The 21191-nt window shown below is 37.5% G+C and carries 21 protein-coding genes; 15 read left to right on the forward strand and 6 right to left on the reverse strand.

The genetic code is table 11. The features are described 5' to 3' along the window. Nucleotides 1-99 precede the first annotated feature (99 nt). From mltG to pnuC, 4 genes are all read right to left on the reverse strand, one after another. Nucleotides 100-1125, reverse strand: coding sequence for an endolytic transglycosylase MltG (gene mltG / locus HNP36_RS03045; RefSeq protein ID WP_184160541.1), 1026 nt, complete (start codon nucleotides 1123-1125; stop codon nucleotides 100-102). 30 nt (nucleotides 1126-1155) lie between these two features. Then, entirely contained in the window at nucleotides 1156-1923 is a 768-nt protein-coding gene (dapF, locus tag HNP36_RS03050; RefSeq protein WP_184160539.1) for a diaminopimelate epimerase, read from the reverse strand. Nucleotides 1924-2013: 90 nt separating this feature from the next. Then, a complete protein-coding gene (locus HNP36_RS03055; RefSeq protein ID WP_184160537.1) occupies nucleotides 2014-2682 on the reverse strand; it encodes a hypothetical protein in 669 nt (222 codons plus the stop codon). Further along, nucleotides 2679-3356: a nicotinamide riboside transporter PnuC gene (gene pnuC, locus HNP36_RS03060; protein WP_184160535.1), complete on the reverse strand. Its 678-nt coding sequence runs from the start codon at nucleotides 3354-3356 to the stop codon at nucleotides 2679-2681. The genes HNP36_RS03055 and pnuC overlap by 4 nt, the downstream gene beginning before the upstream one ends. Nucleotides 3357-3522: 166 nt before the next feature. Here pnuC and HNP36_RS03065 point away from each other — a divergent pair, with 166 nt between their 5' ends. The 3 genes from HNP36_RS03065 (at nucleotide 3523) to hemN (ending at nucleotide 7663) form a co-directional block, all read left to right on the forward strand. Next, nucleotides 3523-5055: an APC family permease gene (locus HNP36_RS03065; RefSeq protein ID WP_184160533.1), complete on the forward strand. Its 1533-nt coding sequence runs from the start codon at nucleotides 3523-3525 to the stop codon at nucleotides 5053-5055. Between the two features lie 57 nt (nucleotides 5056-5112). After that, entirely contained in the window at nucleotides 5113-6126 is a 1014-nt protein-coding gene (locus HNP36_RS03070; protein WP_184160531.1) for a WD40/YVTN/BNR-like repeat-containing protein, read from the forward strand. 178 nt (nucleotides 6127-6304) lie between these two features. Continuing rightward, a complete protein-coding gene (gene hemN, locus HNP36_RS03075; RefSeq protein ID WP_184160529.1) occupies nucleotides 6305-7663 on the forward strand; it encodes an oxygen-independent coproporphyrinogen III oxidase in 1359 nt (452 codons plus the stop codon). A 71-nt stretch (nucleotides 7664-7734) separates the two neighbouring features. Here the strand turns inward: hemN and HNP36_RS03080 are convergent, their stop codons facing one another. Beyond that, nucleotides 7735-9108 carry a PQQ-dependent sugar dehydrogenase gene (locus HNP36_RS03080; protein ID WP_184160527.1) on the reverse strand — a complete coding sequence of 458 codons (1374 nt, stop codon included), beginning with the start codon at nucleotides 9106-9108 and terminating at the stop codon, nucleotides 7735-7737. 218 nt (nucleotides 9109-9326) lie between these two features. Between HNP36_RS03080 and secD the strand changes: the two genes are divergently transcribed. From secD to HNP36_RS03140, 12 genes are all read left to right on the forward strand, one after another. Further along, entirely contained in the window at nucleotides 9327-12236 is a 2910-nt protein-coding gene (gene secD / locus HNP36_RS03085; protein ID WP_184160525.1) for a protein translocase subunit SecD, read from the forward strand. 294 nt (nucleotides 12237-12530) lie between these two features. Beyond that, on the forward strand, nucleotides 12531-13757 hold the full coding sequence (locus HNP36_RS03090) for a TCR/Tet family MFS transporter (protein ID WP_184160523.1): 1227 nt from the start codon (nucleotides 12531-12533) through the stop codon (nucleotides 13755-13757). Nucleotides 13758-13815: 58 nt separating this feature from the next. Beyond that, nucleotides 13816-14715, forward strand: coding sequence for a helix-turn-helix domain-containing protein (locus HNP36_RS03095; protein ID WP_184160521.1), 900 nt, complete (start codon nucleotides 13816-13818; stop codon nucleotides 14713-14715). 75 nt (nucleotides 14716-14790) lie between these two features. Then, nucleotides 14791-15447, forward strand: coding sequence for a hypothetical protein (locus HNP36_RS03100; RefSeq protein ID WP_228456227.1), 657 nt, complete (start codon nucleotides 14791-14793; stop codon nucleotides 15445-15447). Between the two features lie 38 nt (nucleotides 15448-15485). Further along, the gene (locus HNP36_RS03105; protein ID WP_184160519.1) at nucleotides 15486-15956 is read left to right on the forward strand and encodes a DoxX family protein; all 471 of its coding nucleotides are present in this window, start codon (nucleotides 15486-15488) and stop codon (nucleotides 15954-15956) included. Nucleotides 15957-16152: 196 nt separating this feature from the next. Then, nucleotides 16153-16911: a YHYH protein gene (locus HNP36_RS03110; RefSeq protein ID WP_228456230.1), complete on the forward strand. Its 759-nt coding sequence runs from the start codon at nucleotides 16153-16155 to the stop codon at nucleotides 16909-16911. Further along, entirely contained in the window at nucleotides 16883-17461 is a 579-nt protein-coding gene (locus HNP36_RS03115; protein WP_184160515.1) for a toxin-antitoxin system YwqK family antitoxin, read from the forward strand. The genes HNP36_RS03110 and HNP36_RS03115 overlap by 29 nt, the downstream gene beginning before the upstream one ends. Then, entirely contained in the window at nucleotides 17433-18086 is a 654-nt protein-coding gene (locus HNP36_RS03120; RefSeq protein ID WP_184160513.1) for an SCO family protein, read from the forward strand. Before HNP36_RS03115 ends, HNP36_RS03120 begins: the two co-directional genes overlap by 29 nt. A 74-nt stretch (nucleotides 18087-18160) precedes the next feature. Then, nucleotides 18161-18496, forward strand: a complete 336-nt coding sequence (locus HNP36_RS03125) for a twin-arginine translocase TatA/TatE family subunit (protein WP_184160511.1) — start codon at nucleotides 18161-18163, stop codon at nucleotides 18494-18496. 3 nt (nucleotides 18497-18499) lie between these two features. Next, nucleotides 18500-19066 (forward strand): phosphatase PAP2 family protein, encoded by a 567-nt coding sequence (locus HNP36_RS03130; protein WP_184160509.1) that lies wholly within the window; start codon nucleotides 18500-18502, stop codon nucleotides 19064-19066. Beyond that, nucleotides 19063-19875, forward strand: coding sequence for a tetratricopeptide repeat protein (locus HNP36_RS03135; RefSeq protein WP_184160507.1), 813 nt, complete (start codon nucleotides 19063-19065; stop codon nucleotides 19873-19875). Before HNP36_RS03130 ends, HNP36_RS03135 begins: the two co-directional genes overlap by 4 nt. A gap of 82 nt (nucleotides 19876-19957) precedes the next feature. Further along, on the forward strand, nucleotides 19958-20416 hold the full coding sequence (locus HNP36_RS03140; RefSeq protein ID WP_184160505.1) for a tRNA (cytidine(34)-2'-O)-methyltransferase: 459 nt from the start codon (nucleotides 19958-19960) through the stop codon (nucleotides 20414-20416). Between the two features lie 56 nt (nucleotides 20417-20472). Here the strand turns inward: HNP36_RS03140 and rlmH are convergent, their stop codons facing one another. Beyond that, a complete protein-coding gene (gene rlmH, locus HNP36_RS03145; protein ID WP_184160503.1) occupies nucleotides 20473-20946 on the reverse strand; it encodes a 23S rRNA (pseudouridine(1915)-N(3))-methyltransferase RlmH in 474 nt (157 codons plus the stop codon). Nucleotides 20947-21191: the final 245 nt, after the last annotated feature.

Below are 21191 nucleotides of genomic sequence, written 5' to 3' on the forward strand. Positions count from 1 at the left end.
CGAATATTACGATTTATGTATTTATTTATAGATGTATAAGTCGTGTGTAAGTGTTAAAAGTTAATTATTGTATTGTTAAATGAAAGTTAAATTTATTTGTTATTTTATATTTTTTGAATTCAGCCAATCCTGGTAAGCTTTTGCATTGATGGCATGCTCTTCTGCACTGGCGGTAAATTTATGGTAGCCGAACCTTGCAGGATCAGCACACATGAATATATAGTTGTTGTTTTCAGCATTCAAAACTGCATCTACAGAACTTTTATCCACTACACAGATAGGCCCCGGAGGAATTCCGGCATTGGCATAGGTATTATATGGTGATGGAGTAGACAAATGTTTGTATAATACTCTTTTAATCGGTTCTTTGAAATTAGTCTGCTTGTTGATTGCATAAATGACTGTAGGATCAGACTGAAGCTTCATTCCTTTTCTGTAACGGTTCAGGTAAAGCCCGGCAATTGTTTTCATTTCATCCTTCTTTCCTCCTGATTCTTTGTAAACAATAGAAGCGAGCGCATAAATCTGGTCTCTCGTCAGGCCGGATTGCTGTTCCTTGTTCTTTCTTTCACTGGTCCAGAATTCACTGTACTGCTCATCAAACTTTTTGAAAAATTCTCTTGGACTTACGGTCCAGAAGAAATTATAAGTATCGATGAAAAAATATTTCTTTAAATCCTCTGCATTTTTATAGCCTTTCTCTACGGCCACCTGATTCAGGTCGTTGGCAAAATGTAAAGAATCCAGCTCTGTTTTCCTGGCTACTTTACCTATCATTTGGTACACATCCCCGAAATCTCCTATTCTGAAGCTGTTTTCAGATTGGTTTCCGGCCTTGATCATATTCACAAGATTGGTGTTTCCGGCTCCTGCCTGAAAATGGTACCGGCCCGGTTTAAAGAATTTATCAAGGTTCTTATCTCTGGCAACAGCTTCAAAAGCTTCCTTATCTTTTACATAAGGAGCTACAGAATCAAGGATTTGCCTGAAATCCGATTTGTGCGGAATGAGTACGTAGCCGTCTTTCTCCACATTATTCCCATAATATCTGTTATAATATCTTAAACCAAAAAATCCTGCCGCTCCAACGATAATGAGAGCGATAATGAGAACAGTTTTTTTCATTATTAAAAAAGTTGATTAAAAGTTTAGTTTTTAAATAAGATCTGTTTTACCTCTAAAAACTTGCTTTGCAGGACCTTCAAGCCAAATGTTTTGAAAAGAATTTCCGTTTTTTTCAGCATGAACCTTAAGATTGCCTCCCAAAGTTTTAACTTTTACAGAGATTAGATTGTGTTTTTGCAGAAAAGTTAAAGCAGAAGCCGTAACTCCTGTTCCGCAGCTGTAAGTTTCGTCCTCAACGCCTCGTTCATAGGTTCTTACGAAAATTTCATCATCTGTAATTTTTTCTACAAAATTTACATTGATGCCGTTTTCCTTATAATTTTCAGAATTTCTGATGCCGTGTCCTTTTGCAAAAACGTTATAATTTACCAGATCTTCTACATATTTTACATAGTGGGGGGATCCTGTGTTCATTACCGTGTCTTCTCCGTCACCGGAGATGGTATCCACATCAATCATCTTTAATTTGATGATACCGTTATGGATTTCTGCTTCATGTTCACCATCTATGGCAATGAATTTGCATTTGTCCTCAAAAATATCCAGGAAGAAAGCAAAGGCTACAAGACATCTTCCGCCATTTCCGCACATGGTACTCTCGCCACCGTCAGAATTATAATATACCATTTTGAAATCATAGGTGTTGTCATTTTCAAGAAGGATAAGCCCGTCTGCACCAATTCCAAAACGTCTGTCACATAATTTTTTAATAAGGTCTTTTTCCTTTGGGAATTGCAGATCCCGGTTGTCTATCATCACAAAATCATTTCCAGTACCCTGATATTTATAGAATTCCATATTTTTTATCTAAAATTAACGAGCAAAATTAATATATTTAAAATGAAAAACGAACAGTGTTAGCTGTTCGTTCCCTTATTTATAATCGTTTTATCTAAATCCGCCTCCGCTGGACTGCTGTCTTGTAGAACCGCTGTTTTGCTGAGTGCCGGTACTGTTTCTGAACCCGCCGCTGGAAGTGTTATTCTGGTTCTGGTTATACTGTTGTGAATTTCTGAAACCTCCGCTGTTCTGATTATTCTGGGTTCCCTGATTGTTCTGATAACTTTCGCTTTGATTTCTGAAGCCTCCGCTGTTCTGGTTGCTTTGTGGTCTCTGGCTGTTATTATAATTATTGTTGCTATTAGAGTTTCTGAAACCTCCGTTGGTACTGCTGTTTCTTGTATTGTTTCCTCTGTACCCGTTATTATTATAATTATTTCCGTTATTGCTGCGTGTAGCAGGGAATCCGTTATTAGGTCTCTGTGAAGTTACTGTTGTTCTTCTTTCCACATATACCTTTCTTCGGTTATTTCCGTTGTTATAGTAATAATAGGGAACACCGTTATCATAATAATAATTGACATCATTTCTGTAATAATAGCCATCATTTCCATAATAACCGCCTCCGCCGTAATATCCTGAAGGAGCATAGTAAGCTCCGTTGTTATAATATGGATCTCCGTAGCCGTTATTCGCATACCCGTCAGAATATGCCAAACATGATGTTAAACTACTTATAGCTACAATACTGAGTGCTATTTTAAATAAATTTTTCATGACTTTATTGTACTTTTTTCTTTTAAACTTTTTTTCCAATTGAGGTATCCTAAGATAGCCATTATTGTAAATACCAAATATTGAACCGAAGTGATTCCAAGTTCCTTAAAAATCATCATAGGAATACAAATAAGATCTCCGATAATCCAGAAAATCCAGTTCTCAATGCGTTGTTTGGCCATAAACCACATTCCTACTAAAAATATGGAAGTTGTAATTACATCAAGCCAGTTGGCCCAGTCCAGATGATACAATCCCAGGTTGGCTCCCTCCATTGAAAATTTATTGTCAATATAAGGTTTATAATAATAAATAAGAGTAACCAGTGCAAGGCTTAAGATAAAGAGAACTCCCGCGAACATTCTTTCTTTGTTTGTTGCCCAGCTTACCTCTACATGGACATGGTCTTCGGAATGTTTGGACCATAAGATCCAGCCGTAAATACTCATTGCAGTATAATAAACATTAATCATACAGTCGCCGAGCAGTCCAAAATTGAAAAGTATATAAACATAGATCAGGGTAGAAATGATGCCGGTAGGGTATACCCAGATATTCTTTTTTATTGAAAAATAGACACTCAAAATTCCGAAAAATGCACCGCTCGCTTCCAGTAGGATTTGCATACTACTGTAGTTTTCATAAGGTTTTACGAAAAGATCATATAAATTCATGCGATCAAAAATACGCAAAAATTAACAGTTTTGAAAATAAATTAAATAATGTATAAATCAGTTTTTTAAAACTTTTTGTATAAAATAAATCATTAAAGTTTATCAATAAATGTTAAGGTTTGTAAAATTTTTATATTTTCGTAAATCTTTAATTAAATAAAAAAACATGTCTAAAATTTGGGTTAAGAAACCAATGAGCGCTTATGAAGCTGATATCAAAAAGAGCCAGCTGAAACGCGTTCTGGGAAAATGGAGCCTTACTGCTATCGGAATCGGGGCGATCATTGGAGGAGGAATATTTGTACTTACGGGAACAGGTGCTTATTATAATGCAGGGCCGGCACTGGCGCTTTCATTCGTAATTGCGGGGATAGCCTGTGTATTTGCAGCACTTTGTTATGCAGAATTTGCTTCCATTCTTCCTGTAGAAGGATCAGCATATGCTTATGCTTATGGAACGGTAGGTGAAATTTTTGCATGGATCATAGGCTGGGGGCTGATACTGGAATACGCAATGGGATCTATGACCGTCGCCGTATCCTGGTCGGGATATTTTGGGAAGCTCCTCAAAATGTTCGGGCTTCATCTTCCGGATTATCTTACAACAGACCCACAGACGTATATTGCTGCAGGAAACTCTGGATTTTCTATGAACTTACCTGCATTTCTTATTGTATTTTTTGTAATCTCCATCCTTGTCAGAGGAACCAAAGGAGCTGCAAAAGCCAATAATTTTATAGTAGTACTTAAGGTTTCTGCCATTATTTTTGTAATTGTTGCAGGGGCTTTTATTATTTTCGGTTCTGCTGATCCTTTTAAAAACTGGGTTCCATTTATTCCTGAAGCTACAACTATTACAGAAAACGGAGTTTCCCATTCCGCCTACGGTGTGGCGGGTGTGGTTGCAGGAGCATCGGCTATTTTCTTTGCTTATGTAGGATTCGATGCTGTTTCCACACAGGCGGGAGAGGCTATTAACCCTAAAAAAGATGTGCCTTTTGCCATCATCGCTTCGTTGATCATCTGTACGCTTTTATATATCCTTGTTTCTCTGGTATTAACGGGAATGATGCATTATACAGATTTTAATCCGCTTGGTAAATATCCGGATGCGATCAAAGCTCCTGTAGCATATGCATTTGATATTGCCGGATATGCATGGGCCGGATACATTATTACCATTGCTGCTACTGTTGGATTAATCTCAGTATTGATGGTAATGATCATGGGACAGTCAAGAATCTTCTTAGGAATGTCTAAAGACGGATTAATTCCTGCTACTTTTTCAAAAGTGAACCCTGAAACGGGAGTACCTACAAAAAACCTTATTATTTTAGGGGTAGTAATTGCGGTTATTGCTTCTCTTACCCCAATCAATGATCTTGCACATATGACAAGTTTCGGGACACTATTTGCATTTACAATGGTATGTGTGGCAGTGTGGGTATTAAGAGTAAAGGAACCTAATTTACAGAGAAACTTTAAAGTTCCTGCCTTGCCTCTTATTGCCTGCTTAGGTATCGCAATCAATGTTTATCTGATCTTTAACCTTAGTAAAGAAGCACAAATGTATTCTTTTGCATGGCTGATTATCGGGTTCTTTGTTTATTTCCTGTACAGTAAAAAACACTCAAAACTTCAGAATGGTGAGTTTGGAGAAACTTTCAAAGCAGAACAGGAGCCTTTGGAAAAACCTTAGATTAAAATATAAACTACAATCCGCAGATATTCTGCGGATTTTTTATTTTTGTTACTTATGAAAAAAACTTTTTCCATCCTGTTTTTATGTCTGGGAATATTTGTGTTTTCCCAGCAGATCGAGAGCTTTACTACTATTTTGAATGATAAAATAAGCATTCGTGCCTTAGAAATCTACAACAATAAAGTCTGGTACAGCGGAACAGATTCAAAATTCGGTTTTGTAGACCTTAAGAATCAGGAAAATCAGAAACAGATTATTCTTTCTGATAAAAAAATGCAGTTCAGAACACTGGCACAGGATAACAATGCTTTTTATGCCATTAATATTGAGAGTCCCGCTCATTTTTTTAAAATCAATAAAAAAGACCTGAAATCAGAGATCGTTTTTACGGATACTGTGAAAACTGCTTTTTATGATGCCCTCCATTTTGTGAATGATAAACTGGCCTTCACTTTCAGCGATGCGGACAAGGATAATGTCTTGAAGCTGGCTGTTTACCGTAACGGAAAATGGGCAATGTTTAAGAATAATGTACAACTGAACAACGGTGAGGCTGCTTTTGCTGCCAGTAATACCAATATTGCTTCGTCCAAAAAATTCTTATGGATTGCAACGGGCGGGAAAACATCAAGAATTTTAAGAATGGATCTGAAAAAGGAGAATCTGGAAGCTTTTGAAACCCCTTTCATTCAGGGAGAATCTTCACAGGGAATGTATTCAATAGATTTTTATGATGATAAATTCGGGATTGCAGCTGGCGGAGATTATACAAAACAGGATGAAAGCATTAATAATATTGCAACCACCTACGATGCCGGAAAAACATGGCAGATTCAGGCTTCCGGAAAAAATGCGGGATATACGACCTGTGTGAAAATCAAGCCGGGATCAAAAGGAAAAGAAATTATAGCAGTTGGAGATAAACACATCAGCTATTCTTCTGATTTCGGGAAAACCTGGAAGAAAATTTCTGATGAAAAAGGATTTTTTGTTTGCAGCTGGGTGAATGGCAATACTGTAGTTCTTGCAGGAAAAGACAGGATATCAGTCATGAAATTAAAATTTTAAATTTAATAGATAGAATTTATCATTATTTGAAGAATTCCTTTAACAATCGTATTTAGACTCATTATAAAATACAGGCTAATATATTTCATGGTTTAAAATTCATTCGTAATAGTTAATTTTGCAGAATGAAATTTCCTTAAGCTAAATTTCATCATTCGATAATATTTTAAATTTTGAAATGAATTCTTTAATAGATAAGTATAATATTCCCGGACCACGATACACATCTTATCCAACCGTTCCTTATTGGGATGAAACTACGTTTTCGCCTGAGAAATGGAAGGAAACCGTGATCAGGTCTTTTCATGAGAGTAATGCAGAGGAGGGAATTTCTATTTATATTCACCTGCCTTTCTGTGAAGCATTATGTACATTCTGTGCGTGCCACAAACGGATCACAAAGCAGCACAGCGTTGAAATTCCTTATCTGGAAAGCGTTTTAAAAGAATGGAAACTTTATCTTGAGCTTTTTGAAGAAAAACCGAAGCTGAAAGAACTTCACCTTGGAGGCGGTACCCCTACATTCTTTTCACCTCAGAATTTAAAAACATTACTGACGGGTATCTTTGAAACCGTAGAGATAGCAGAACATCCGGAATTTTCTTTTGAAGGACATCCTAACAATACAACGAAAGAACATCTTCAGACTTTATATGATCTGGGCTTTAGAAGAGTAAGCTTTGGAGTTCAGGACTATGATCCTAAAGTTCAGAAGGCAATTAACAGAATCCAGCCTTTTGAAAATGTAAAAGACGTTACGGAATGGGCCAGAGAGATCGGATACAGGGGCATCAGCCATGATCTTGTTTTCGGGCTTCCGCATCAGACCTGGGAGGCAATGGAATATACGATCAGAAAAACAATGGAGCTGAAACCGGACAGGCTTGCTTTCTATTCTTATGCACACGTTCCGTGGGTAAAAGGGGTAGGGCAGAGAGGCTTTGATGAAAACGACCTTCCGAGCGGTGAAGAAAAGCGCCGTCTATATGAAGACGGGAAGAAGCTGCTTCAGGAATTGGGGTATATTGAAGTTGGTATGGATCATTTTTCCCTTGAACATGACGATCTTTATCAATCCCTGATTCATAAAAAGCTTCACAGGAACTTTATGGGATATACTTCAAGCAAGACTCAATTGATGGTAGGTCTTGGAATGTCCGCTATTTCAGATTCCTGGTATGCCTTCGCCCAGAACGTAAAAACGGTGGAAGAATACCAGAAAATGGTGGAAGAAGGAGAAATCCCTGTTGTAAAAGGACATATTCTTGATAATGAAGATCTTATCGTAAGAAGGCATATCCTGAATCTGATGTGCCAGCTTGAAACCACCTTTACAGACAAAAACTTTTTCCCTGAACTGGAAAATGCATTTGAAATGCTGGAAGAAATGGAAAAAGATGAACTGGTTGAAATCTACGATAATCAGATCAAAATTACAGAAAAAGGAAGAGCATTTACGAGAAATGTTGCCATGGTTTTCGATCTCAGAATGATGAGGAATAAGCCGGAAACAAGGATTTTCTCTATGACGATATAAAAAGCAAAAGCGGTTCATCATTTGAACCGCTTTTTTATTAATTGTATTGAAAAGAATTGAAATATGTCATGCTATTTAATAATAAGTTTCTGGCTGTAAGACTTCAGTTCTCCTGATTTTATGATCAGATAATAAACTCCCGGCGGAATTCCTGCAATATCAACACTTCCGTCATATTCAATTTTTGCTTTTTCCAGAACTGTTTTTCCATCCGTGCTGATAAGATCTGCCGTACTGTTCATATCTGAAAGTCCTTCAACGAAAACTTTTTCAGAAGCAGGATTGGGATGAATAGTTACAGAATTCAGGTTGGAAGTTTCATCCGTTGCCAGAGCTCCGGTTGTGATTTTAAATATTTTCCCGCTGTTCACTGCCGCCACAAACAATTCTTTCTGGGAGTTTTGTCCGAAGGTAGAAAAATTATTACCCGTACTCGGCGAATTCCATACAATGGAATTATCCGGATTCATAAACCCGATTTGTTCAGAACAGTAATCTGCAAAGAAATATTTTCCCTGAAGCGCAGGATACTGGCTTCCCCTGTACACATAACCACCGGTGATAGAACACCTTCCCCCGGAATGGTTATAAACGGCTACAGGAAAAGTCATGGACGACATACTTGCACATCCGGCAGTATTGTATGCATTGTTTCCTTCATAACACCGCCATCCGTAATTTACACCTGACTGCGTAACAGGTATCCTGTTGATTTCCTCGATGGCTCCCTGTCCTACATCAGCAATCATTGCATTCCCTGTGTTGGTATCAAACGAAAATTTCCAGGCATTTCTAAGTCCGTAAGCCCAGATTTCATCAGCTCCGGTTACCAGATTTCCGGCAAAAGGATTTCCGGGAGGAATATTATACGGTCCTGTGGCATTCACATCTATTCTTAGCATTTTTCCCAGAAGTGAATTGATATTCTGGGCATTATTGTTAGGATCTCCGCCGCTTCCGCCATCTCCTGTAACGATCCAGAGATTGCCGTCAGGAGCAAAATGGATGCTTCCTCCGTTGTGGTTGTCAAAAGGTTTTGGAATATTCAAAATGATCTTTTCAGAAGTCGGATCTGCAATATCCGGATTGGTTGTGTTTACAGAATATCTTGCTACCGTAATATTTCCATTCGTCGCATTGTTGTAATACACAAAGAAATATCCATTTGTTGCATATTGGGGGTGAAATGCAAGCCCAAGAAGGCCTCTTTCTCCTCCGTAAAGCACTTTGGAACTGATATTTAAAAAGTCAGCACCATTGATCGTTCCACCGGGCTGGATGATTTTGATGATCCCGTTCTGCTGTACAACAAACAGTCGGGTGTCATTGGCATTCGTAATTTCAACGGGACTGGTAAGCCCGGACGCGAATTCTACTAAATTAATGCTTTGAGAATTAACAATTAAAGAAGAAAAAACGCTTAGAGTAAAAAATAGTTTTTTCATAATATTTTGATATTTAGTGTATTGATAAATGAATGAAAATTTTATACCAATCGGAATTTGAAAATTTCATTACAATAAGAAGGAAAAATTATTAAATCTTAAATAGAAGTTAAAACCCCGATATATCTGAAAATAAACCATTTCTGCTGTTAAAAAATTCATAAAATAATAATAAAATCATTATATTTGCCGACTTAATTTAACGTAGTTATAACAAAATGCAAGGAAAAGGACTTATTACAATTGTTGCTATTGTACTAGGGTTAATTTGCTTAAATGAGCTATTACCAACCTGGTATGCCAGCAAAATTGAAAAGCAGGCGACTGCTGTTGCAGGAGACAATCCGGAAAAGTATCAGAAAGAAATTGCAAAACTTTCTAAGGATACTTTGAACCTGGGATTCACAAAACTTTATTACACTAAAGCCAAAGACAAGGAAATGAAACTTGGTCTTGACCTTAAAGGCGGGATCAACGTTCTTTTGGAAATCAACCAGAGAGACCTGGTGAATGATTTAACCAATTATTCTACCAATCCGGTTCTTATCGAGGCTTTAAACAAGACTGATGAAGTTCAGAAGAATTCTACAAAATCTTATATCGATAACTTTTTCGATCAGTTTGAGGCAATCAACAAAGCAAAAGGCACTAACCTTAAGCTTGCTGATCCTGAGCTTTTCGGGAATACCAACTTATCAGAGATCAAGTATAACACTTCTGATGATCAGGTAAAAAGTATTATCAAAAGAAGAATTGATCTTTCTGTAGGTACAGCTTTCGAGGTAATCAGAACCAGAATCGATAAAATGGGTGCTGTGCAGCCAAACGTTCAGAGAGTGCCTGGTACGGCAAGAATTTCTGTTGAAATGCCTGGTATGAAGGACATCGACAAGGTGAAGAAAATGCTTCAGACTTCCGCAAAACTTCAGTTCTGGGAAGTACAGCAGGTTCCTGAAATGGCTCCATATTTCCAGACATTGACTACAATGGTGGCTATAAAAGGTGATTCAATGGGAGTTGCAAAGAATATCAACTTCATGAATCTTTTAAACCTTGACAAATTAAGAGCAAACGGTGTTGCAAGCGTAAAACTTTCGGATACTGCTGCTGTAAACAAAATTCTGAACAGCAAAGTAGGTCAGTCATTACGTCCGGCAAACATTAAATATACCCAGTTTATGTGGGGTTACAAACCTGAAGCTACAGATGCTGAAAGCTTGGTACTGTATGCAATCAGAGGTAACATCAATCAAAAAGCTCCGGTAGACGGTGCTGTTGAAACTGCAAGCATTGGCTATGATGAGCTGAGCAGAGTAGTGGTAGATATGCAGATGGATTCCAAAGGGGCTAAAGAATGGAAAACATTAACTGAGAAAAACGTAGGTAAACCAGTTGCTGTAACATTGGATGGCAGAGTTTATACCGCGCCAAACGTTGTTAATGCTATTCCAAACGGTAGAACTCAGATCTCAGGTAACTTCTCTCAGGAAGAAGCCAAAGAACTGGTAGACGTTTTAGGAGCAGGTAAATTACCGGCAGGTGCAAAAGTAGTTCAGGCTACTGTAGTAGGACCTTCATTAGGACAGGAGTCTATTAATGCAGGGGTTATTTCATTTGCTATCGCATTCCTTATTATTATTGTTTATATCATTTTCTATTACGGTGGTGCAGGTGTATATGCTGTAATTGCAATGATTATCAACTTATTCTATATTTTCGGAATTATGGATTCCGGAGACTTTACACTTACACTTCCTGGTATCGCAGGTATCGTTCTTACAATGGCCATGGCCGTGGATACGAACGTAATTATCTACGAAAGAACCAAAGAAGAATTATTCGCAGGCAAGAGTATTTTAGAAGCCTATAAAGACGGTTTCAAACATGCATTAAGCGCGATTGTAGATGGTCACTTAACAACATTATTAACGGCTGGTGTACTTTTCCTATTCGGAACAGGTCCTATTAAAGGATTTGCTTTGACTTTGGGAATTGGTATATTAATGACATTCTTTACTTCCGTATTACTTTCAAGAGTAATGATCTTCTCAAGACTGAACAAAGGAAAACACCTTTCCGTTTGGACAGCTCCAACGAAGAACCTGTTCAGAAATACATGGATCGATTTTATTGGGAAAAGAAAATATGCATATATCATTTCTGCTGTTTTAACGGTAGTTTGTATCGCATCTATCGCTATCCACGGTTTCAAATACGGAATCGACTTTACAGGAGGTAGAAACTATGTGGTAAGATTTGACAAAGCCGTTAACGCGGAAGATATTGAGCAAAACTTAGTAAAAGTATTCAAAACTGAAGACGGTAAGAACTCTTCTGTTGAAGCTAAGACCTTCGGAAACGACAGACAACTGAAAATCTCTACAGATTACCTTATTGAAGATGAGTCTTTAAAAGCTGACCAGACTGTAGAGCAAAAATTATATGAAGGCTTAAAAACAAGCCTGCCTGCTAATACCACATTGCACGATTTCAAATCTGCGGATAAAGAGCACGCAGGAATCATTTCTTCTGAAAAAGTAGGACCTACAGTGGCTGATGATATCAAAACTCACGGTATCCTTGCTGTAGTGGCTGCTTTGGCTGGTATCTTCATCTATATCTTATTAAGATTTAGAAAGTGGCAGTTCTCATTGGGTGCTGTTGTAGCTCTATTCCATGATGCGGTAATTATTTTAGGAGCTTATTCACTGCTTCATAAATTTATGCCGTTCAATATGGAGATCAACCAGGATTTCGTTGCGGCGATCCTTACCGTATTAGGTTACTCAATCAATGATACCGTAATTATCTTCGACAGAATTAGAGAATATTTAAGAGAGAAGAAAGCTTTAACATTGGCTGGATTATTTGATGACTCTATTTCAAGTACGTTGGGTAGAACATTCAACACTTCATTTACAACAATCCTGGTAATTCTGGCGATCTTCATCTTTGGTGGTGATAACCTGAGAGGATTCATGTTTGCCATGTTGATCGGTATTGGATTCGGTACTTATTCATCCATCTTTATTGCATCGGCCATCGCTTACGATTTCCTTAAGAAAGGAAAAGAAGAGGGGGTGCATGGTAAAACAACTACCAGTAAAGAAGTACTTGCTTCAAAGTAATATAAACTACAATAAATAAGTAAAGGCCGTTTCAAAAGAAGCGGTCTTTTTTTGTGCGAGTTGCGAAGATTCGAGTTAGGGGTTACAGGCTACAGGATTTAATTTCCAGGTTCAAAAACTTAATATTCAGAGATCAGGGTTTAAGCTTATATTTACAGATGTCAAAAATTCCGTAACCTTTAACCCGAATCTTTTCAACTCGCAACTCGCAACCCAGAACTCGCAACCCGCAACTTCCCTAAAATTCACAATTTAGAACCATTATATTTCGGATTTGATTAATTTTGCAGCATTATGGAAAACTCAAAGAAAAAAGCAGCCATTGGCTTCATATTTATAACCTTACTGATTGATATTACAGGATGGGGAATTATTATTCCTGTAGTTCCCAAATTAATTGAGGAACTTATCCATGCAGATATCAGTGAAGCTGCAAAATATGGTGGCTGGCTTGGTTTTGCATATGCATTCACCCAGTTTATTTTTTCTCCGGTGGTAGGAAACCTGAGTGATAAATATGGAAGAAGACCTATTATACTGATTTCCCTGTTCGGGTTCGCAGTTGATTATATTTTCCTGGCGCTTGCACCCACAATCTGGTGGCTTTTCCTTGGAAGGATTATTGCCGGGCTTACCGGAGCCAGTGTAACAACTGCCAGTGCCTATATTGCCGATATTTCTACAGATGAAGACAGAGCCAAGAACTTCGGGCTTATTGGAGCTGCATTTGGTCTTGGATTTATTATCGGGCCGGTATTGGGTGGAGTTCTGGGACATTATGGTGCCAGAGTACCTTTTTATGCCGCCGCCGGATTATGTTTGTTAAATTTCCTTTACGGGTATTTTATCCTGCCGGAAAGTTTAGATAAAGACAAAAGAAGAGAATTCGACTGGAAACGGGCTAATCCTATTGGTTCATTTAAGTTTTTAGGTAAGCACCCGGAAATTTCGGGACTTATTGTCGCCCTTATTTTAATTTATATTGCAGGCCATGCCGTACAGAGTAACTGGAGCTTTTTTACCATGTATAAATTTAGCTGGACAGAAAGAATGGTGGGTATTTCATTAGGAGCAGTCGGGCTTTTAGTAGGTTTGGTACAGGGTGTTCTTATACGATGGACAACACCAAGGCTTGGTGAGCAGAAAAGTATTTACTACGGCCTGGCCCTGTATGCAATTGGAATGCTTCTGTTTGCTTTTGCTACAGAAGGCTGGATGATGTTTGCTTTTTTGGTTCCTTACTGTTTGGGGGGGATTTGTGGACCTGCATTGCAGTCTGTAATTACGAAAAGTGTTCCTTCCAACGAGCAGGGAGAACTTCAGGGAGCATTAACCAGTTTAATGAGTGCTACTTCCATTATAGGACCACCATTGATGACCAATCTGTTTTATTATTTCACCCATGATGAGGCTCCTTTTGAGTTTTCAGGGGCTCCGTTTTTCCTGGCATTTATTTTAATGGCGATAAGTGTAGCAATGACGTATTATGCATTCAAGAAAAAAGATAAGAAATTGGGGTAAACTGATTTTTAAAACGGGATGTTTAAAAAGATTTATTAATTTGGTTTAAATATTTCTTATGAGTCGTATCCCTCAATATAAACCTGATGATTTTAATCCGATCCTTGATATAGACTGGACTGAAAAAAGTGCAGCAAGAAAAGAACTGAATGAATTCTTTATAGAGCCGTTACAGGTGCTTAAAGATGCTAAAACCCCTTCACAGCCACACCGCAAAACCGTCAATGATTTTATTTTTATCGCAAACGGCAGTATCGAAAAAATGGTATGTTCCAGCCTGTACGGAGTGGAAAAAGGAATGATTATGCTGCTTCCTCCGCATAAGATCCGGACGTTCATTCATAATACCTCCGATGTGGAAGGTTTTTACTGTCATTTTTCCAATGAATTCATTGCGGAAGGCCCCGGCCTGAAATATTTACAGGATATCCTGAACCATGCTGATATTATCTATAATCCTACTCTGGTTCTTGATGATGAACATCGTGAGAGAATCTTTCTTATCCTTCAGCAAATGGAGGCGCTTTATCATCAGAATCAAGGTTTAGATCTTATCCGGTTGTATCTTTTTACTTTACTGGGCGAGATCCGGCATTTTATAGAAAAGCTTCCGCACCCGAACCTTTCTGTCAACGAAACATTGGTATTCCGTTTCCGTAAGCTGATCACCAGTGAGATCCAGAATCTGCATTCGGTGAAAGAGTATGCTGACCTGCTCAGTGTTTCACCCAATCACCTGAACAAATCTGTAAAAAATGTGACGGGCAAAACAGCCTCAGAAATCATTAATGAATCTTTATTAATGGAAGCCAAAGCTCTTCTTTCACTGTCTCATCTTTCTGTTTCGGAAATTGCTTTTGCACTGGGAGTAGATGATGTTTCCTATTTTTCACGCTTTTTCAGGAAGCACAGTGGTGTAAGTCCTTCTGATTACCGTAAAAGGATTGATCTGTCCTGATAACAGATTCATCTGTTCTAACCATATTCTATTGTATTTCAGAATTTTGCTGGTATAATTGATGACGGTTAAAACATGAAAAAAATGCTATTTATAACAGCCTGTTTAATGCCCTTGCTGTTTTATTCTCAGAATAATATCCATGGCTCCAATCCTCCCGTTATATTTGAAGCTTTAGCCGGAAATAAAGGCTTTGCCTCGCAGATGACGATCAATAAAACATTTGAAGGAAGCAAAAAGCTGGGTTTCTTCAGCGTTGCCAACATTTCTTCTAAATGGACGGAGGATAATTCTAAAGATGCCATGATCCAGGCCAATATTACCTTTGAGGTTATCAAAGACATCCGTTTGGTAGCCGGTTCTCACTATACACCAACAACAGGCTTCCGGCCTACTGCCGGATTTATGTATTCCCGAAATTTTAATGATTTTTTATTGGTGGTTAATCCAAGATGTATTGGATTTTCCAAAAACAGTATTGCTGAAGGTTTCATTATGGCTGAATACAAACCTAAAATCAGTGAAAACTGGAACTTATATTCAAGGGTTCAGGGATTGTACTCGGAAACCATAAGGGATGGTGAACACGCCCGCAGCTATCTGATGCTGAGACTTGGAGTGAGTCATAAATTCATCACTTTCGGAGCAGGAGCCAATTTTGACAGTTATGGACCTTTTAAAGAAAGCAAGCAGAATTACGGGATATTTGCTTCTGCCCGGTTATTTAACTAAGGATATAAGACATCATTATTAATCATTTAATTCTTATTATGAAACAATTACTTTTTAAAACAAATGAAACATGGACCGGGGCTTTTCTAAGATGGACATTGAGCATCGTTTTTATCCCTCACGGACTTCAGAAAACATTTGGACTGTTCGGCGGAATGGGATTTACCAAAACAATGGATATTTTTACCCATGGCCTGCATTTGCCTTCCGGAGTTGCATTTACCGTAATAATGGTTGAGTTTTTGGGATCATTTCTGCTTCTTCTGGGGTTAGGTACAAGATTTTGGGCTTTATCATTTATCGGATTAATGGCAGGAATAATGCTGACTGCTCATATTGAAAACGGTTTCTTTATGAACTGGTTCGGAACACAAAAAGGAGAGGGCTGCCAGTTTGATATCCTGGCTATTGGAATTGCTCTGGCATTGGTGTTTGAAGGCGCAGGAAAACTGTCAATGGATGGATGGCTATTTACAGGAAATAAAATAGAGAGCCAACCAAAAAGCTGAGATTTAGTACTGATAAAAGCAGAGAATCATATCTTGATTCTCTTCTTTATTTTTCTGAGATTATTTATAATTTTTAATTCTTTAAATGGTGAATGCTCTATCTTTTTCGTTATTTTATTGTTGATTATTTTCTAATTTGTGTTTTTTGGTGTGATATTTTTATATATTTGCCAAAAATTAACACGAATTTATGAAAATGAATAAATTTATTGTAAGCCTTTTTGCTTTATCAACTATTTTGAGCTGTAGTAATAATGAAGATACGGCAGAAACAACTGGCAACAATACTGGCTCTTCAACGGTTCCTGCTATTTACAGCAAAATTTATGGTGCCTCAAGCCTAACATCTGATGGTACTTATGTTTATATCAAAACAAACGGTACGCCTGATCATAAAAGTGTATATTATTCTACGGGCAACAGTCTTTACGAAAATTTTTCGGGAACAACATTTGGAGGATATGCATTTTCCAAAAACCCGAATTCTATCGCCACAAAAAGCTATACCTTTAAAATTCCTATAAATCCTGCAGTTAATTCGGCACATTCTGCAACACCTCTTGGTCCTATTGGAGTTTCTCTTAATGGAGTTCCTTTCTTTAACCAATATGCGGGACCTAACCAGCCTTTATCAGGAGAAATCGTTTCTTTTGATCAATGGTGGGGGCATCCAGCTCCGGGAGGAGATTATCACTATCATGTTGAACCTAAATACCTTACTACGGTAAAAGCTTCAAAATCTGCATTATTAGGATTTTTATTGGACGGATTCCCTGTTTACGGACCCGAAGAAAACGGAACAACTGTTGCAACGGCTTCATTAGATGCTTATCACGGACATACAACTGTAACGGCAGATTATCCGAACGGAATTTATCATTATCATATTACCGATACAGATCCTTATATCAACGGAAATGGTTTCTATGGAACTCCGGGTACTGTCAGCAATTAGTTTTTTATTTCTTCTGATATCCTGTGAACCTTCAGATAAAGAAACCGAAAAACCGAAATATTATAATATCGAAAATATCAGCCCGGAAAACAATAACGGATTGCTGATGAATCACGGCTTACCTTTTACGGGAATTATTTATTCCTTTTTCCCGAATACGAAAGATACGGCAGAAGTAATGGGCTTCAACAAAGGGAAAGAACATGGTGAATGGAGGCAGTTTTTTCCGGGAGGCAAATTAAGACAACAAAGATATTACGATAACGGCACAAAAGTTAAAACCATGAAAGAATGGTGGGATAACGGAAAACCAAAAATATCGGGTTCGTTTCTTAAAGGAGAAAATAACGGAGAGTTTAAAGAATGGAACAGAGAAGGACGATTGATAAAAGAAATGCATTATAAATTGGGATATGAAGAAGGAAGTCAGAAACAATTTTATGACAACGGAAAAATAAGATCCAATTATGTAATGAAAAACGGGAAAAGATTTGGTTTGTTGGGCACAAAAAACTGCGTTAATGTTAAAGACAGTATTTTCAGGAAATAATTTTGCGGTATTTTTGGTATTGACATTATTTTCATGCAAAAAACATGAAGAAGAATCTTTACCTTATTATAATACTCCCGATTTTGATCCTCATTTCATAACAGGAGAAGAAGCTGTAAAGCAGATTCCTCATACTATTGCTCCTTTTTCTTTTATTGATCAGAATAATGAGATGATTACTGATAAGACGATAAATCATAAAATACACGTCGCAAGTTTTATTTTTACGTCATGCGGAAGTATATGCCCGATCATGATTAAGAATCTCGATGTGGTCAATAAAAAGTACGAGAAAGATCCGGATGTAGTTCTGCTTTCTTTTTCGGTAACACCTTGGATCGATACACCACAAAAATTGGCAGAATTTAAAAAATTCAATAAAATCAATAATCCGAACTGGCATTTTTTGACAGGAGGAAAAGGAGAGATTTACAAGCTTGCCCGTCAGTCTTATTTTGCCGAAGAAGATTTGGGATTTACAAAAGACAGTACGGAATTTCTCCATACAGAACATGTAATTTTGGCGGATCGTGACAAAAAAATAAGGGGAATATATAACGGAACTCTTCAAACAGATGTGCAGCAGCTTGTAAAAGACATTGAAATTTTGAAAAAAGAAAAATAATTGTAAAAACTTAATATTTTATTAAATATCAAGTTTAAAGATACAGATTCATTAATCTTTTGTAATTTTGCTGTATGGAATTAAGCATTGGAGAAATGGCATTGATCGCCGTGGCGATTGTTGTATTATTCGGCCCGGATAAACTTCCTCAGATAGCACGTGACTTAGGCGCAGGTGTTAGAAAAATGCGTGGCGCAGTGGAAGATATTAAAACTGAGATCATGAAAGAGACGGATAATCCTGTATCTGAGATCAAACGCGAGATTGAGAAGGTAAAGGATGCAGCAAAAGACTTCAATCCCGTGAAGGATATTCAAAAAGATATTCTTACTGAGCCTTCCTCTGCCAATGAACCTCCCAAAATCAAGCCTGCCGATGATGAAACCTACGAAGGGCCTGTAAGCAGATAATTCATGGAGGAGATTATTCAGGAAGATAAAAAGGTTTTTCTATACCTTAATAATCTGGGCGATACTTCCTTCGACCAGTTTTGGATGCTGATTTCCAGTACATGGATCTGGATTCCGCTTTATATTATATTCCTTTACTTTTTATACAAAAATCATAAACTAAAATCTTTAGTTTTCATTCTTATATTCATTGCGCTTGGAGCTACGGTATCCGACCAGCTGGCCAGTATTTTTAAATATGGAGTAGCAAGGTTAAGGCCCTGTCATGATCCCAGCATAGAGCATTATATGAGAATCGTGAAATGTGGCGGTCAGTATGGCTTCTATTCTGCCCATGCCTCTAATACCTTTTTCCTGGCAGCCTATTTAAGTATTTTATTGAAAAAGAAACTTAATTGGTTTCCATATGCTATATTTGTATGGGCTGTGGTAGTTTCTTACAGCCGGATATATTTAGGAGTGCATTTCCCGATAGATATTTTGGTGGGGGCGTTTGTTGGATCTTTATTGGGAGTGATATTTGGAGTGCTCGCCAAAAAAGTCATCAACAAACAAAATATAGCTTCATGAAAAAATCTTTATTACTGACAGCATTCATATGCTTCTCATTCAGTCTTTACGCACAGGATAAAATTAAAGCCGAAGAGTGCTTTAAAAAAGCCGATTATAAATGCGCTGAAGAACAGTACAGTAAACTTGCGGAAAAAGAGCAGATACAGAAATTCCAGTCCGAATATTATAACAACCTAGGTACAGCCCAAAGAAGGCTTGGAAAAACTGCATTAGCTTTGAAATCATATGAGTCTGCTATGAAAGCTAATCCTTTATCGGCTCCTGTATATGCGAATCTTGCTTCTTTGAACAGTCAAAAGGGAAATAAAACTAAAGCGTTAGAATATATTGCCACAGGTCTTACGATCGATGCTGAAAATCCTGAATTTTATCTTACCCGTTCCAAAATTTATGACAGCCAGGGAAAAAAAGATCTCGCTTTGAGTGATCTCAAACAGATCCTGACCTTTGCACCGGATAATATTTATGCGAAAACCGGTTTGGCTAATCTTAAAAAAAATAACGGGGATCTGGATGGCGCTTTAAAAGATTATAACCAGCTTATCTCTGAAAAGCCGGAATCACTTCTGTATAACGGAAGGGCAGATGTGTATTTGAAAATGAAAAAGCCTAAAGAAGCTCTTACAGACGTTAATAAAGCTATTTCCATAGATCCTAAATTTTCTAATTCCTATGTAACTAAAGCATTGGTATTATTTGATACCGCAAAACCTAAAGAAGCATGTGAAAATCTGGATAAAGCAGTAAGTTTAGGGTATGAAAAAGCTATTTTGGCAGATTATTATGCCAAGTGTGTAAAAAAATAACTTTTTATGATATGAGTTTCGGGCCCGGCATGAAATGCCGGGCCCGAAACTATTTTTATCAATTTTAAAATTTTAAATCTAAATGTTAAATATTGTTCTTATAGAACCCGAAATCCCCAATAATACCGGAAATATAGGACGGTTATGCGTAGGTACGGAAAGTAAACTGCATCTGGTTCATCCGTTCGGATTTGTAATTAATGATAAAAACCTGAAAAGGTCCGGTCTGGATTACTGGGTACATCTTGATGTGACTGAATATGCCAATGTGGAAGAATGGATGAAAAATATTCCGGATACATCGCGGGTATTCCTAATGAGTTCACATGCTGAAAAATCATATCTGGAAAATGATTTCAGGGATGGTGACTGGTTGGTTTTCGGTAAGGAAAGCGTTGGTCTGAGTAAAGAGGTTCTTGGGCTTTTTGAAAATCATCTGACTATTCCTATGTCAAAATTAATACGGAGTTTCAATATTGCCAATTCCGTTGCTTTCGTAGTTGGTGAAGCAAAGAGGCAGATCAGTTTACACTCTGAATAGGGCAAGATCCTATTAACTTAGATCCTGAAACAAGAATTTTTTTAAATACAAATATTTTAGTCATTATGATAAGGTTTACCCTGCAATATCTGGTCGGCACGGTAAAGCTGCTCCACGATAAAAAGGCGGATCATCTGATGGGTAAACGTCATTTTTGAAAGAGACATCTTTTCATTGGCCCGGTTGTAAACCTCTTCAGAAAAACCATAAGCTCCCCCGATAAGAATATGAACCTTTTTTACCGAAGAATTCATCCATGTATCAATTTTTTGGGAAAATTCACGGCTGGTAAACTGTTTTCCTTTTTCGTCCAAAATCACAACCAGGTCATTTTTATCAATCTGATTGAAGAACAGCTTGGCCTCTTCCTTTTTCAAAAGCTCAGGAGAAAGGTTTTTGGCATTTTTTACATCAGGAATTTCCGTGATTTCAAAATTCCAGTGTTTGGGAAGGCGGGTAAGGTAATAGTTGATCAGAGAAGTGATTTCCTTATCATCCGTTTTACCGATACAAAGTAAGCTGATTCTCATGTATAGAGGATTTCAAAGGGCAAAGATACCATTTTTATGCTGGAAAATAAAGGTCGGGGAAAGTTGATCAGGATGTTAGCATAAAAGAAAATATTGATTTCAGACATTAGTAATGTCTGGATCATTTAGTTTTCAAATCTTTTTATTTTAGACCCTTTCTTTTGATCCATAATAGCAGAACTGCTGAATTATTAGATCATTACTGCTTATTGAATCCCTTACTATTGAAATAAGGAAAAGGAAAA

It is taken from the genome of Chryseobacterium shigense, from assembly GCF_014207845.1.
GTDB lineage: Bacteria > Bacteroidota > Bacteroidia > Flavobacteriales > Weeksellaceae > Chryseobacterium > Chryseobacterium shigense_A.

What these genes read in the sequence shown, in the direction of transcription:
- HNP36_RS03055 (WP_184160537.1), bottom strand. Translation starts at nt 2,682, where the DNA reads ATGAAAAATTTATTTAAAATAGCACTCAGTATTGTAGCTATAAGTAGT.
- HNP36_RS03080 (WP_184160527.1), bottom strand. Translation starts at nt 9,108, where the DNA reads ATGAAAAAACTATTTTTTACTCTAAGCGTTTTTTCTTCTTTAATTGTT.
- HNP36_RS03090 (WP_184160523.1), top strand. Translation starts at nt 12,531, where the DNA reads ATGGAAAACTCAAAGAAAAAAGCAGCCATTGGCTTCATATTTATAACC.
- rlmH (WP_184160503.1), bottom strand. Translation starts at nt 20,946, where the DNA reads ATGAGAATCAGCTTACTTTGTATCGGTAAAACGGATGATAAGGAAATC.
- HNP36_RS03120 (WP_184160513.1), top strand. Translation starts at nt 17,433, where the DNA reads ATGTTAAAGACAGTATTTTCAGGAAATAATTTTGCGGTATTTTTGGTA.
- HNP36_RS03100 (WP_228456227.1), top strand. Translation starts at nt 14,791, where the DNA reads ATGAAAAAAATGCTATTTATAACAGCCTGTTTAATGCCCTTGCTGTTT.
- HNP36_RS03135 (WP_184160507.1), top strand. Translation starts at nt 19,063, where the DNA reads ATGAAAAAATCTTTATTACTGACAGCATTCATATGCTTCTCATTCAGT.
- HNP36_RS03110 (WP_228456230.1), top strand. Translation starts at nt 16,153, where the DNA reads ATGAATAAATTTATTGTAAGCCTTTTTGCTTTATCAACTATTTTGAGC.
- hemN (WP_184160529.1), top strand. Translation starts at nt 6,305, where the DNA reads ATGAATTCTTTAATAGATAAGTATAATATTCCCGGACCACGATACACA.
- HNP36_RS03070 (WP_184160531.1), top strand. Translation starts at nt 5,113, where the DNA reads ATGAAAAAAACTTTTTCCATCCTGTTTTTATGTCTGGGAATATTTGTG.
- mltG (WP_184160541.1), bottom strand. Translation starts at nt 1,125, where the DNA reads ATGAAAAAAACTGTTCTCATTATCGCTCTCATTATCGTTGGAGCGGCA.
- HNP36_RS03115 (WP_184160515.1), top strand. Translation starts at nt 16,883, where the DNA reads ATGGAACTCCGGGTACTGTCAGCAATTAGTTTTTTATTTCTTCTGATA.
- pnuC (WP_184160535.1), bottom strand. Translation starts at nt 3,356, where the DNA reads ATGAATTTATATGATCTTTTCGTAAAACCTTATGAAAACTACAGTAGT.
- dapF (WP_184160539.1), bottom strand. Translation starts at nt 1,923, where the DNA reads ATGGAATTCTATAAATATCAGGGTACTGGAAATGATTTTGTGATGATA.
- HNP36_RS03125 (WP_184160511.1), top strand. Translation starts at nt 18,161, where the DNA reads ATGGAATTAAGCATTGGAGAAATGGCATTGATCGCCGTGGCGATTGTT.
- HNP36_RS03105 (WP_184160519.1), top strand. Translation starts at nt 15,486, where the DNA reads ATGAAACAATTACTTTTTAAAACAAATGAAACATGGACCGGGGCTTTT.
- HNP36_RS03140 (WP_184160505.1), top strand. Translation starts at nt 19,958, where the DNA reads ATGTTAAATATTGTTCTTATAGAACCCGAAATCCCCAATAATACCGGA.
- HNP36_RS03065 (WP_184160533.1), top strand. Translation starts at nt 3,523, where the DNA reads ATGTCTAAAATTTGGGTTAAGAAACCAATGAGCGCTTATGAAGCTGAT.
- HNP36_RS03095 (WP_184160521.1), top strand. Translation starts at nt 13,816, where the DNA reads ATGAGTCGTATCCCTCAATATAAACCTGATGATTTTAATCCGATCCTT.
- HNP36_RS03130 (WP_184160509.1), top strand. Translation starts at nt 18,500, where the DNA reads ATGGAGGAGATTATTCAGGAAGATAAAAAGGTTTTTCTATACCTTAAT.
- secD (WP_184160525.1), top strand. Translation starts at nt 9,327, where the DNA reads ATGCAAGGAAAAGGACTTATTACAATTGTTGCTATTGTACTAGGGTTA.